This is a genomic window from Brevibacillus sp. YAE8 (assembly GCF_057543335.1).
Genome location: NZ_BAAIYG010000002.1, coordinates 454,928 through 468,811, shown reverse-complemented (window position 1 = coordinate 468,811; position 13,884 = coordinate 454,928). Strand labels below are relative to the sequence as shown.

The 13,884-nt window shown below is 51.8% G+C and carries 11 protein-coding genes and 1 riboswitch; of the genes, 9 read left to right on the top strand and 2 right to left on the bottom strand.

Translation table 11 applies throughout. The features are described from left to right. Positions 1–3: 3 nt before the first annotated feature. Positions 4–1,374 carry an amino acid permease gene (locus AC27IT_RS05095; protein ID WP_005829620.1) on the bottom strand — a complete coding sequence of 457 codons (1,371 nt, stop codon included), beginning with the start codon at positions 1,372–1,374 and terminating at the stop codon, positions 4–6. Positions 1,375–1,682: 308 nt separating this feature from the next. Then, positions 1,683–1,783: riboswitch (glycine riboswitch) on the bottom strand. A gap of 458 nt (positions 1,784–2,241) precedes the next feature. Here AC27IT_RS05095 and AC27IT_RS05090 point away from each other — a divergent pair. The 9 genes from AC27IT_RS05090 (at position 2,242) to AC27IT_RS05050 (ending at position 12,251) form a co-directional block, all read left to right on the top strand. Next, positions 2,242–3,387, top strand: coding sequence for an iron-containing alcohol dehydrogenase (locus AC27IT_RS05090; protein ID WP_005829618.1), 1,146 nt, complete (start codon positions 2,242–2,244; stop codon positions 3,385–3,387). Positions 3,388–3,401: 14 nt separating this feature from the next. Then, complete coding sequence (locus AC27IT_RS05085; RefSeq protein WP_007778771.1) at positions 3,402–4,784, top strand: hypothetical protein; 1,383 nt, start codon at positions 3,402–3,404, stop codon at positions 4,782–4,784. Next, positions 4,781–6,220: an NAD-dependent succinate-semialdehyde dehydrogenase gene (locus AC27IT_RS05080; protein WP_005829614.1), complete on the top strand. Its 1,440-nt coding sequence runs from the start codon at positions 4,781–4,783 to the stop codon at positions 6,218–6,220. Before AC27IT_RS05085 ends, AC27IT_RS05080 begins: the two co-directional genes overlap by 4 nt. 361 nt (positions 6,221–6,581) lie before the next feature. After that, entirely contained in the window at positions 6,582–7,325 is a 744-nt protein-coding gene (locus AC27IT_RS05075) for a metal ABC transporter ATP-binding protein (protein ID WP_005829612.1), read from the top strand. After that, positions 7,325–8,185 (top strand): metal ABC transporter permease, encoded by an 861-nt coding sequence (locus AC27IT_RS05070; protein WP_005829610.1) that lies wholly within the window; start codon positions 7,325–7,327, stop codon positions 8,183–8,185. Before AC27IT_RS05075 ends, AC27IT_RS05070 begins: the two co-directional genes overlap by 1 nt. A gap of 12 nt (positions 8,186–8,197) precedes the next feature. After that, positions 8,198–9,145: a metal ABC transporter substrate-binding protein gene (locus AC27IT_RS05065; protein ID WP_431809301.1), complete on the top strand. Its 948-nt coding sequence runs from the start codon at positions 8,198–8,200 to the stop codon at positions 9,143–9,145. Between the two features lie 272 nt (positions 9,146–9,417). Continuing rightward, positions 9,418–10,644, top strand: a complete 1,227-nt coding sequence (locus tag AC27IT_RS05060) for a hypothetical protein (RefSeq protein ID WP_431809300.1) — start codon at positions 9,418–9,420, stop codon at positions 10,642–10,644. A 97-nt stretch (positions 10,645–10,741) separates the two neighbouring features. After that, on the top strand, positions 10,742–11,200 hold the full coding sequence (locus AC27IT_RS05055; protein WP_005836894.1) for a hypothetical protein: 459 nt from the start codon (positions 10,742–10,744) through the stop codon (positions 11,198–11,200). Positions 11,201–11,531: 331 nt separating this feature from the next. Beyond that, positions 11,532–12,251 (top strand): YebC/PmpR family DNA-binding transcriptional regulator, encoded by a 720-nt coding sequence (locus AC27IT_RS05050; RefSeq protein WP_007786164.1) that lies wholly within the window; start codon positions 11,532–11,534, stop codon positions 12,249–12,251. 371 nt (positions 12,252–12,622) lie between these two features. On the opposite strand, the gene AC27IT_RS05045 is transcribed toward AC27IT_RS05050, so the two are convergent. Then, complete coding sequence (locus AC27IT_RS05045; protein WP_025843967.1) at positions 12,623–13,573, bottom strand: ABC transporter substrate-binding protein; 951 nt, start codon at positions 13,571–13,573, stop codon at positions 12,623–12,625. Between the last annotated feature and the right edge of the window lie 311 nt (positions 13,574–13,884).

Below are 13,884 nucleotides of genomic sequence, written 5' to 3'. Positions count from 1 at the left end.
CGATCAGTTTTCCAATACTTTCACCTGATCGACTTTAGCCTTGCGCAGCTTGTAAATCACGACGAGCATGATGAACCAGACCGGAGTGATGAACAAGGCCACGCGCGTATCCTCGGCAAGCGCGAGCACGACGAGAATGAACGCGAGGAAAGCGAGAATCAGGTAGTTGGCAAACGGAAAGAGCGGCATTTTGAACTTGTTTGTTTTTGCCAGATCCGGTCTTGTCTTGCGGTACTTCAGGTGGCAGATCACGGTAATGCCCCAGATGAACAGGAAGCAGACCGTCGAAACGCTCGTAATCAGAGTGAAGACGCCTTCTGGCATGATGTAGTTCAACACAACCGCAATGAGAACGACGACAGTCGAGAAGAACAAGGCATTGGCAGGCACCTGGCGCGTTGTCAGCTTGGTCATGGACGCAGGCGCATTATTTTCCTTGCCGAGCGAGTAGAGCATACGGCTTGTACTGAAGATGGCGCTGTTGCATGCCGAAGCGGCGGAGGTCAGCACGACGAAGTTGACGATACCTGCGGCAGCCGCGATACCGATAGCCGCAAACACTTGAACGAACGGGCTTTCGGTCGGGATGATGGCGTTCCATGGATAGATGCTCATGATGACGATCAGAGCGCCGACGTAAAAGAGCAGCACGCGAATCGGGATGTTGTTGATCGCTTTTGGAATCACGCGCTCGGGGTCTTCTGTCTCCCCGGCAGTCAGCCCGACAAGCTCAATGCCGACAAAGGCGAACACGACCATCTGGAAGGAGAGTAAAAAGCCGTTGATGCCGTTCGGGAACATGCCGCCGTGGCTCCACAGGTTGCTGAAGCTGGACGCGCCGGAGTTTGTCGAGAAGCCTTTGACAATCATGAAGATTCCGACGGCGATCAAAGCGAGAATCGCGATGACTTTGATGAGCGCGAACCAGAACTCCATTTCGCCGAAAAGCTTGACCGTTGCCAGGTTCATGATGAGCAGGATGACGAGCGCAATCAATCCCGGCATCCATTGCGGAACCTCAGGGAACCAGTATTGCGTGTACATTCCGACAGCCGTCAAGTCGGCCATGGCAATCGAAATCCAACAAAACCAGTACGTCCAGCCTGTGACGAACGCGGCCATGTTGCCGAGGTAGTCTTTTACGAAGTCAACGAAGGAATGATAGTTCAGGTTGCTAAGGAGAAGTTCACCGAGCGAGCGCATAATCAGAAAGCAAATAATCCCAGTAATCAAGTAAGCAAACAGGATGGATGGGCCGGCCAGGTGAATGGATTTGCCCGCACCGAGGAACAATCCCGTTCCGATGGCCCCGCCGATCGCGATGAGTTGAACGTGCCTGTTTTTCAGGCCCCTCGCCAAATTTTGCTGTTGCATGTGATCCCCCTCATTTCTCATGCGTTTGATTCGTTTGCGGCTGTTGGTAAAAAACCAACCGCCGACCTTTCAAAAAGTTTATGAAACTTTATAATTCATATCTTAACATAGCGACCCAGCATAAATACATCATTAAGTTACTTCCATCGAAAAAAACGCTTACATTTTTGAGCGAGGCAGAAAATTTGCGGTTTTGTCGGCAGTTTTCCCTCCTTTTTTCGAGGCAAATGGAACGGCTGTTTCATGGTGAACGCACAACACTCCTATTTTCTGCAACAAAAAAAGGAACGGGAAAAATAGACCGGTTCCTACTTTTCTCTGTCCTTTTACCTGAGAGATTTGTCCTGAGCGGTCAGGATTTGCTCCTTCGGTGCTAAACGGCGAGTTTAGTCTCTCCCGCAATATTCATCCGCGTCAGATATTCGCGTGCGTTCTTATGATAGTAAAATATTCCAAAAAGGTTGTCAAATGAAAATTCCTAATTAACAGATTATTTTAAACATAAAACATTTTTGATTGACGGAAGGCCAGATGACAAGCAGGAAACGACAATCATTCGTCGTTTTTTCCGCTAGCCAGGTGAGCGGATGTGTCGAAAGGGGAAGGGTATGAGTTTTGATTTGATAATGAATCAAATGCGCAAGTTTGATTTGAATTATAATCAAACAGCGAATGTAAACGGTTGCTTTTGGCCGAAACAAACTGTGCTGCGGAAAATGTGACAAAAAAGTGAGAAAAGGCTTGCCGCTGTTGGGGGGAAGGTCGTTTTTCCCGCAGGTGGCGGAGCGAAATTGGCACCCGCTTTTTTCCGCTTGGCACGGGAGTTGCTTTTCACGTAGCGGCATACAGAAAGGAGAGAGTGACATCATGAACATTTCTACTTTTGCCGCTGCAAACAAACTGGTCACAGGGCGGGATTCGCTGGCGCTGCTGCCCGAGGAGGTTGCCCGTCTGAAAGTGGCGCGTCCAATGATTGTGACGGACAAAATTCTCATTCAGGCCGGGGTAGTCGCGCAGGTGGAAGCGCTTTTGCCGATGGAGGCGGGCGTCTTCTCGGACGTGAACCCCGAGCCGGAAATCGAGATCGTCGACTTGTGTGTGCAGATGATCCGCGAAGGGGGCTACGACGGCCTGATCGCAGTCGGCGGCGGCAGCGCAATCGACATCGCCAAGGCAGCTTCCGTCATGGCGACGAACGAGGGCAGCATCGAGCAATATTTTGGCACGAATCTGGTGAAAAAGCCGGGCTTGCCGCTGATCGCGATTCCGACTACGGCGGGGACAGGCTCAGAGGTGACGAATATCTCGATTTTGTCGGATACGAAAGAGCAAGTGAAAAAAGGAATTGTAAGCCCTTACCTGCTGCCGGACGTCGCCATCGTCTCGCCGGTGATGACGCTTACGTGCCCGCCGAGCGTGACCGCTGCGAGCGGCGTGGACGCGTTGGTGCATGCGGTGGAAGCCTACATTTCCAAGTTCGCCTCCCCGGTGACGGACGCGCTGGCGATTGGCGCGATGAAACTGATTGCCGTTCACTTGCCGAAAGCGTACGCGTGCCCGGATAACATCGAGTCGCGCGAAGCGATGATTACCGCGTCGCTGATGGCCGGACTTGCTTTCGGCAACGCGGGCGTAGGCGCTGTCCATGCGCTGGCCTACCCGCTCGGCGGACGATTCCACATGGCGCACGGCGTGAGCAATTCGCTCTTGCTGCCTTACGTCATGCGGGCGAACAAGATCGCCTGCCTGGAAAAGCTCGGGGAGATCGCGCAGGCGCTCGGGGAAAACGTCGCCGGACTGAACCTGGACGAAGCGGCGGAAAAAGCGATTGAAGCGATGACGCGCCTGTGCCGTTACGTGGAAATTCCGCAGTCGCTGCGCGAGTTCAACATTCCGGAATCCGCGATCGCCGAGATGGCCGAAGAGGCGATGAAGCAAACCCGCCTTTTGAAAAACAATCCCCGCGCTTTGCGGAAAAAAGATATCGAAGACATCTATCGAGCAGCTTACTAAAAGGGGGACATCGTATGAAGTGGAAACAACGCAGAGCGGGTGAAGAAACCCCGTACATTCCGGCCGGACCGTTCAAGATCCGGCTGCCGTTTGTACACTATCGCTTTGAATGGCCCGATTATTTGCAAGGACTGTTGATGTGCGCCGTCGACCTCGGCGCGATCACGCTGCTCGCCGACCATCTGGGCATGCCGTTTGAGGTGGGACTGGCCGTTGTCATTTTGAATGGCTTTTTGTATTTGCTCCACCACCTCTTGGGCGATCCGGTCATTCCCGGCTGGATTACGCCGGCGATTCCGCTGATTGTGCTGTTTGTCGAGCAGTTTCCGGAAGGGCAGGAGCGGGTGTACGCGCTGATCGCCTTTCAGTTGACGCTTGGGCTGTTATCCATTTTGCTCGGGGTCACCGGACTAGCGAAGCGGGTAGTCAACTTCGTGCCGAATGCGATCAAGTCGGGGATTATTCTCGGCGCGGGGATTGGCGCGATTACCTCGATTTTTGAAAAGGGCGGGAAGTTCGACCTGTTCCCGTACACGATTGCCATTTGTATCGGCTTTTGCTTTTATCTCGTTTTTTCCAAACATTTTGAAGGGTTGAAACAAAAAGGGAAAGGGTGGGCATTGCTCGGCAACCTCGGGATTTTGCCTGCGATCTTGCTCGCGGTGTTCGTCGCCCCGTTGTTCGGGGAAGCGAAGTGGCCGGACATTCAATGGGGCTTCAGCCAGCCGGACTTCGCCACGCTCTGGTCGCAGTACACCGTCTTCGGGCTGGGCTTGCCGTCGCTCTCCTTTTTCATTACGGCGATTCCGGCTGTGTTCGCAACGTATCTCGTCGTCTTTGGCGACGTGTTGAAGACGAAAGCGCTTTTGTCCGAGTCCGACCAAGTGCGGCTCGATGAAAAAGTCGACTACAACCCGGACCGGGCGCACATGATTTTTGGCGGACGCAACATGCTGATGAGCCTGATCGGGCCGGACATTACGATGTGCGGGCCGATGTGGGCCGCGATGCAGGTCGTAGTGGTGGAGCGGTTCAAAAAAGGCAAAAAAGCGATGGACTCGTTTTTCGGCGGTGCGGGATCGTTTCGCTGGGGTACGAATACAGGTTTATTGCTTTTGCCGATCGTCAGTCTGGTCCAGCCGATTCTCGGCGTCGCCGTCGCCCTGACGCTGCTCGTCCAAGGCTACGTCAGCGTGCGGATTGGCGTGATGCAGGCGCGCAGCCAGCGCGACCTGGGCATCGCGGGTGTCGTAGGGGCGATTCTCGTCATCAAAGGAGCGGCGATGGCTTTTGGCGCTGGAATTTTGCTGTGCGTCTTATTATATGGAAAAGATTGGTTGCGCGGTGAAAAAGAGAAATTGTTCACGGCAAATGAAAAGGAGGAAAAGGCAGCGTGAGACAACAAGAATGGAACAAAGGCATGTACGTGAACGGAGAGTGGGTGACGCTTGCGGCACGCGTCGCGGTGCAAAATCCCGCGACATTGGAAATCATCGGCAGCGTGCCGGACGCTTCCGCGAAAGAAGCGCGGCAGGCGGTCGACGCTGCGCAAGCCGCTTTTCCCAGTTGGTCGAAAACGACCGCCTATGAGCGCGCGGCGTTGCTGGAGCGCTGGCACCAGACGATCGCAGCCCGCCTGGACGAGATCGCGTACGTCATGACGCTGGAACAGGGCAAGCCGCTCGCAGAAGCACGAGGCGAGGTGCAGTACGCGAACAGCTACATCAAATGGTACGCCGAGGAAGCAAAGCGGATTTACGGCGAGACGATTCCTGCCTCCGCCGCCTCCAAGCGGATTCTCGTGCAGAAGCAGCCAGTCGGTGTCGTGGCGGCCGTCACGCCGTGGAATTTCCCTGCGGCGATGATTGCGCGAAAAATCGCGCCAGCGCTCGCGGCAGGCTGCACGACGGTGACGAAGCCAGCCGAACAGACGCCGTTGACCGCGCTGCTTTTGGCGGAGTGCGCCCACGAGGCGGGGATTCCGCCAGGCGTCATCAACATCGTGACGACTTCGCAGGCAGCGGAAGTCGTCGATGTCTGGATGGACGATGCGCGCGTGAAAAAACTGACGTTCACCGGGTCGACTCCGGTGGGCAAGCTGCTGATGCGCAAAGCGGCCGATACCGTGAAAAAGATTTCCCTGGAGCTTGGCGGCCTGGCGCCGTTTATCGTGGCAGAGGACGCGAATCTCGACGCGGCGGTCAAAGGGCTGGTCCAGTCCAAATTCCGCAACGCCGGGCAAACGTGCATTTGCGCAAACCGCATCTATGTGCATGAAGCTGTGAAAGAGCCGTTCCTGCAAAAGCTGACAGAGGCGGTGTCCGCGCTGCGCGTAGGCCAGGGAACAGAAGACGACGTCGAGATCGGGCCGTTGATTGACGAGCGAGCCGTACAAAAAGTCCAGCAGCAAATTGACGACGCCGTGGGCAAAGGGGCGACGCTCCACGGCAGCCCGGTTCTCGCGGGAGCCACTGGCTACTTCATGAAGCCGGTCGTGCTCTCGGATGTAACCGATGAGATGGTGTGCATGCAGGAGGAAACGTTCGGGCCGATCGCGCCTGTCAGCACGTTTTCCGACGATGAGGAAGTCATCCGGCGGGCGAATGCGACGCCGTACGGGTTGGCGGCATACGTCTTCACGCAGTCGCTGGCGCGGGCGTTCACGTTTTCGGAAAGCCTGGAATACGGTATTGTCGGGGTGAACGATGGGGCGCCATCTGTCGCGCAAGCGCCGTTTGGCGGCATGAAGGAAAGCGGGCTTGGCCGCGAAGGCAGCCACCACGGCATCGAGGAGTATTTGGAAGTGAAGTATATTTCGCTGCAACTGGTGTAACAAAAGCGGAACGAAGTGAATAAAAAGAAGCACAGCTCGATAGATGCGGGCTGTGCTTTTTCTATATTCTGGCGCGGTTCTGTGGCGGCTCTGGGCAGGAAAACGGCGGCGCGAAACCCGTTTTCCTGGGCGGAAAATGAAAATGAGGATTGACAGCAGGATAAATATCCTTTAAATTTTGCATTAGGGAAACATTTTTATACACAAGCATATTATTTTGCTAGGGTGAATATTATTGGTTAACAACCACAATTTTGTGTATAAGCATATATGAGCCAGTCATAAAGAATTGTCCAGCGGAAGCAACGGTCAACAACAACCGAGAACGTACACGAACGATTGGTTAATTGGAGGGAATCTCATGAATAGTGCGGTGTCAGTCAGAGAGCTTCACGTCTCCTACTTTGGAGTCGAGGTGGTGCGGGACGTAACCTTTGCTGTCGAGCAAGGAAGCATGGTGGGCATTATCGGGCCGAATGGCGCGGGGAAATCGACCATGATTAAGGCCATGCTCGGGTTGATCGGCAAAGACAAGGGAGACGTCCGGTTTTACGGCAAGGAAGTGAATGAGGTCCGGAAGCAGGTCGCCTACGTCCCGCAGCGGAGCCAGATCGACTGGACGTTTCCGATCACGGTGATGGATACCGTCCTCATCGGAACGTACCCGAGCGTCGGCTTGTTCAAATTTCCGAAGAAGAAGGAAAAGGCGTGGGCGATGGAATGCCTGCGAAAAGTCGGCCTGGAGGACTTCGCGAAGCGGCAGATTGGCGAGTTGTCCGGCGGGCAGCAGCAGCGCGTTTTTTTGGCTCGGGCACTGGCGCAAAAGCCGGAGTTGCTCCTTCTGGACGAGCCGTTTGTCGGGATCGACGTCGCCAGCGAGGAGACGATCATCCGGATTTTGAAGGAGTTGCAGCTTCAAGACAAAACAATCGTGGTCGTCCACCACGACTTGAGCAAGGCGAATGCTTACTTCGATCAACTGCTGCTTTTGAACAAAGAGCTTATCAAGTTCGGAACAGTCGATGAAGTCCTGAATCGAGAGGTCATGGCGAAAGCATACGCGCATCAACTTCAATTTCTCGAGAAGGTAGAGGTAACGGCGTGATGGATTTTTTACAAGCAATTGGACAGTATGAATTTTTGCAAAAAGCTTTGTTTACTTCTGTAGTAGTGGGCATCATCTGCGGCGTCATCGGCAGCTTCATTATTTTGCGCGGCATGTCGCTGATGGGGGACGCGATCTCCCACGCGGTTTTGCCGGGGGTTGCTCTCTCTTATGCTTTCGGGATCAATTTTTTCCTGGGAGCAGTCGCCACTGGCGTCCTGACGGCGGTCGGAATCGGCTACGTCAGCCAGAACAGCCGGATCAAGAACGACACGGCCATCGGCATTTTGTTCACCTCGGCTTTTGCCCTGGGGATCATCATGATTACGATGCTGAAAAGCAGTACGGACCTGTACCACATCCTGTTCGGGAACGTGCTCGCCGTCCGGCCGTCCGACATGTGGGTGACCGTCGGCATCGGTCTGATCGTCATCGTGACCGTCTACGCGTTCTTCAAGGAGCTGCTGCTGACGTCGTTTGACCCGACGATTGCGGCCGCCTACGGTCTGCGCAACAATCTCATCCACTACTTGCTGATGACCTTGCTGACGATGGTGACGGTAGCGTCTCTGCAAACGGTGGGCATCGTGCTCGTAGTCGCCATGCTGATTACTCCGGCCGCTACCGCGTACTTGTTGACGGATCGCCTGTCGGTGATGATTTTCCTGGCTGCCGGCTTCGGTGTCATCTCCGCCATCGTCGGTTTGTACTTCAGCTTTACCTACAATCTGGCTTCGGGCGCGACGATTGTGATGGTGGCAACCGCGCTGTTCCTGCTAGCCTTTCTGTTCTCCCGCAAGCACGGGGTTGTCTGGAAATCAATTCGAGCCCGGCAAAAAAGAGTCGAGCTTTCAAAGTAAAGGAGAATTCGCATGAAAAAATGGAACATGTTTCTCGTCTTTCTCATCTCAACCGTCCTGCTCGCTGCGTGCGGCGCTCCGCAAAACAACTCGGCCGAGCCCGGAAAATCCGGCGACGACAAACTGCAAGTCGTGACGACGTACTCGATTTTGTACGACATCGTGAAAAACGTAGGGGGAGATCGCGTCGAGATCCACAGCCTGGCTCCCGTCGGCTCCAACCCGCACGAATACGATCCGCTGCCAGCAGACGTGCAAAAAACAACGGATGCCGATGCCGTGTTCTACAACGGCCTGAACCTGGAAGCAGGAAACTCGTGGTTTGAAAAGCTGATGCAAACGGCAGGCAAGTCCGGCCCGGATGCACCCGTGTTCCGCCTGAGCGAAGGCGTAGCCGCCAAGCATTTGACCACCAAAGGCAAAGAAAGCGAAGAAGACCCGCACGCATGGCTGGACGTTCGCAACGGCATCAAGTACGCGGAAAACGCACGCGACGCCCTCATCAAAATCGACCCGGCGCACAAGGAAACGTACGAGAAAAACGCAACGGCGTACATCGAGAAGCTGCGCGCCCTGCATGACGAAGCCGTCAAGCAATACGGCCAAATCCCGCGCGAGCAGCGCGTCCTCGTCACGAGCGAAGGAGCGTTTAAATATTTCTGCGAGGCGTACGATTTCGACGCCGCCTACATTTGGGAAATCAACTCGGAAAACCAGGGAACGCCTGAGCAGGTCAGCCAGGTAGTCGACCTGATCCGCGAGAAAAAAATCCCGGCGCTGTTCGTCGAAACGAGCATCGACCCGCGCAGCATGGAAATGGTCTCGCGCGAAACCGGCGTGCCAATCGTCGGCAAAGTGTTCACCGACTCGCTCGGCAAGCCAGGCGAGGACGGCGATACGTACATCAAGATGATGGAGTGGAACATCAAGACGATTTACGAAGGGTTGACAAAAAAATAGACAGCAAAGCATGCACAGTTCTCCTGGTGGGGAACTGTGTTTTTGTTGGAGGAAAAAAACTGATTTCCCTATGCTAATGGAGGCTATCCTTTACCGGTACATGTATTTGTTCACGCAATACCTTTGTGGAATAGTGAATTGGTTTGGTCTAAATGCTCTCTTTACTGATAAGATTCCTATGTGCAATTAGAAACAAATTATTGATTTGCAATTTTATGAAAAGAAGTTAATATAAATTTGTTTGTTACAAAAAATGGGAAGGGATGTAGGTTATGAAAAAAACAATATCAATGGTTGCAGTACTCATGCTAGCATTAACAACACTTTCTTCACCTATCACACCGATAAACGCAAAAGAAAAGGCCGAAAGATTGAAAATTGAACCAAAGGGCCATTCTAAAACAGTATTCGTTGAAACAATTAATTATGACACTAGCACTCAGGAGGAAACTGTTCTTGAAACGCACGGAGAAGACCTTATTGGAAAGTTTAAAGTGGATACAGAATCCTTCGAGGCTAGCCTTAAAAATATAGACACAAAAGAAAACTATGAATTGAAAGGAAAAATCGATAAAGTCCTCGAAGATGGTAAAGCATATTACTACAAAGGAATAGCAGAAAATAACAATCTAGTTAAATTTGAGGCGATTGTCGAAAAAAAGGCGAGTAAAGACTACGAAGCAAAAATAAATATTTTTGAATATAAAAAGAAAAATGATGATGAGCCTAGTTCAAGCAAAACGTACATCTTTGATGGAGAAGGTAAAAAAACGAAGAAAAACAAAGAGAAAGCAGATCGAAAAACTATCAAGATGAAAAAAGTTAAAGAAAACAATGGCCGTCAAAAACTTACTGCATATGCTGAAGATGAAGATGATTACTACCAAAAAATTCAGGGCGGAACAGGAAAAGGTTGGCGATACCGAATTCAAGGACCTCTTACGACCGAAACTGATGCTGGTAATAACTTTAGTTTTCGATGGGGAACAGAGATTGAAGATATTGAGGACATGCTAGAGGAAGAGGGGGTTGATTATACGGGAAGCCACGATATAGTGAACTTCCGTCTTCGAATTGAATCGGATGAACCAGTGGTCTTTAATACAGTGGATCCAATTAACGATTCAAAAGAAGAATTTAGTGTCCCTATGTGGTTTGGAACACAAATTGGAGTAGTGAACATCCCGGTAGAAGCCAGTTCGGTACACATTTCTGGTAATGGTACAGACAACTTGTTGTATGAGTTTAAATGGAACGAAAACTATTTCCCATCTGGTTACTTAGACGAACGCGATTTTGATAAAAACCCAGGCAGGACTCCAGGTTTTGCAGTTCGATATTTTATGGATACAGCACCATCGATTGATACAGGCACAGCGAAAATCAATTTTAGTGGTTACTTCAAGTACCGTTCTCTGTACAACTATTATTCTTTGTTGTTGCATGAGTACACACAAATTACAAAAAAATCATCTTATGATATCGAGATTGTTGACTAAGCAAGGAAATGTGGCGGCTAGGCAGAATCTATGTCTAACCGCCATTTTCAAACAAGTAGAAATAGTGGTTCCAGAACAAGAATGAGGAGGAGATTGGTTGAAAAAACTCATTTGGAGCGCATTCGTTATCCTAGCACTTGCTTTAGGGGGATTGCTTGCTTTAGATATCTTACAGCTAAAACGCGCGACAGCTTTGTTAGATCAAATACAAATAAGTATCACAAAAATAGAAAAGGGGGATGAGATTGAAATAGGAATTCAAATGGCAGGAGAAATTCCGGAATATCCGGTGACACTTACCATTTTTACCGATAATCGATATTTGGAGCTTGTACCCAAAAGCTGGAGTGATGAAGAAGTTGTCACATACATCGGACAGACAGCAGGAGGAGCAGAAACGAAATTTGCCATTTCTCAACAATTTGATGGAGAAATGAGTGTTCGTTATGTAAAAAAAGAGAAGGGGACTGCCCCTCTGATCTACGCCTATTTTGAATCAGAAGTGAAAAGATTCATTCTGGAAGATGCTATTATTCGAACGGGGAATTTTGAGTGAGAAGTCGCGTCTTCGACCAGTGGTATTATCCCCTTACGGCAGACAGTGAGAAAAGCCCTCATGGTATCATGAGAGGAACACTGTTGACCGGAAGGGATTTTTTATGCCATCTACTTGACGGGGCTATGACCAAAATCATGACCAGAGTGAGGAGCCAGTAGCAACAAGTAGAGCCAGGGAAAGGAAAAGCCACCCGAAACGACGTGTACGTTTTTTCACAAGGATTGTCTCGTAAAAAAACACAAGATTGAGGTATAATAGTTGAGTGTGAAATTGGACTACGGAGTCTTGCAAGCAATCAATCTGTGACGTTGAAAGAGAGTGGGAATTTATGGGTCGTAAGTGGAACAATATCAAAGAGAAAAAAGCTTCGAAGGATGCCAGCACCAGTCGTATATATGCCAAGTTCGGCAAAGAAATTTATGTAGCGGCCAAGCAAGGCGAGCCGGACCCAGAGTCGAACCGCGCTCTGAAGGTCGTCCTGGAGCGTGCCAAAACATACAGCGTACCGAAAGCCATTATCGACCGCGCGATTGAAAAAGCGAAGGGCGGAGCCGAAGAAAACTACAGCGAACTGCGCTACGAAGGCTTCGGGCCAAACGGCTCCATGGTCATCGTGGACGCCCTGACCAACAACGTAAACCGCACCGCGTCTGAAGTGCGCGCCGCCTTCAACAAAAACGGCGGAAACATGGGTGTGACAGGCTCGGTTGCCTACATGTTCGACCCGACGGCCGTATTTGGCCTCGAAGGCAAAACAGCCGAGGAAGTGCTCGAAATTTTGATGGAAGCAGAAGTAGACGTCCGCGACATTTTGGAAGAAGACGGAGCCGTCATCGTCTACGCTGAGCCGGAGCAGTACCATGCCGTGCAGGAAGCGTTCAAAAAAGCAGGCATCACCGAGTTCACTGTCGCCGAGCTGACCATGCTCGCGCAAAACGAAGTGACGCTTTCCGAAGAGGCGCAAGCCCAGTTTGAAAAAATGATCGACGCCCTCGAAGATTTGGACGATGTGCAGCAAGTGTACCACAACGTCGATCTCGGCGAATAATCAACGAGAGAAAGACCTTTGCCGCATTGGTGGCGAAGGTCTTATTGTATAACGAAAACCCCCAGTCGAACTGGGGGGGTTCGTTATACAATAAAACCGCCTCCTAAAAGGAGACGGCATATATCGAGCTCGCTAGTTTTGAGGTGTTACCGATCATCACGTGCGACGCATCTACCTCCAGTATGAAGTTAGAAGCTGTTAGCAGTGTTGCGGTTTTCCTTTACTCACTAGGTGATCGTGTAAATCATCCATGGCACATCGCCTCCGTAGAAGACTACAGCCTGTTTGAAAACACACCACCGAGCTCGATGAATATAGTATGATCCGATTTGCAGCTTTTATACGCGCGAAATGCTCCAACCGTAAAACACTTATTTCAACAGCCGCGCGGACAGCGCGTTCAAAAACGACTGGTTGCTGTAGGCCGTGCCTCCGGCCAATCCGGGGTTGACGGCATTTTCGTACACCTGGCCGCTTTGGACCACGCGCAGATTGCTCCATTCAGGCTGCTGCTTCAACTGCTCGAACGATTTGGCGGCGTCGGGATCGCTGCTTTTGTCGACCATCACGAACAAATAATCCGGGTCTGCCTGTGCCAGCTCTGCGAGGGAAAGCGGCACGGGTTCTTTTGCTTGCTCTACAACGCTTGGGGTCGCCAGCCCGAGATCGGTATAGAGCAAATAGTTGTACCGCTCGTTTTTCGGATAGACGAGAAAAGCGCCTTCGTGAAACCATGCGGTCAGCACGATTTTGTCCTTGAGCGGAGCCAGCTTGTCGCGCGTTTTTTCCGTATTCGTCCGGACCTTGCTCACGATGGCATCGACGTTGGCGTCTTTGCCGCGCACCTCGGCAAGCAGCCGCAGGTTGTCTTCCCAATGCGCTCCATTCGAGGAGATGGGAATGACCGACGCTGCGCTTTCCAGCTTGCTGCGCTTTTCCTCGGACGTCTTGTCGGAGGTCAGGATCGTATCCGGCCCCAAAGCGGCAAGGTCGCCGACGTGGTCCGCGATGTCCGCGGGGAGCTTTTGCGTATTTTGCGTAATCGCGGCGTATTCCTGTGGGAACGCACCGCTTTTTTCTACGGTAGCGGCAAACGGCGGGATGCCGGTCAAAAGCGCATCTTCAAAGCTGCTGCGAGATTCGACGAAGGCGATTTGCTTCGTTCGCGCCGGGATTTTATATGTGTTGCCCAAATACTGGATAGAACGCGTCGGTTTTGCGGCAGGATCGCCTGCGGCTTGCCCTCCTGGCCCGTTCGCACCGCATGCTGCCAGCAACAGAAACACAGCCGTTACAGGGATGGCCAGTAGCTTTTTATACATCTTTACGTCACTCCGATCGTACCTTGGTCTGTTTTTTGCAAGAGAAGCCGTCACAGTAAATTATAGGGTACCCGAATGAGGACGGACTGCTTCATTCCTGAACTTTTTCAGACATTCTCCCGTATCCCATGCATCGGTGACGGGGTGTTTGCCTGTTGTCTGTTCGCAGCAGATGCTCTACGATGGACAAATACAGACCAAAACGAGAGTCTAACTGAGCTTTTGGGGGGGGATGGGAGATGGAGCTGCGCCACTTGAAGACATTCCACGTCGTTGCGGAATGCCTCAATCATCAGTGGCTTGCGGTGGTT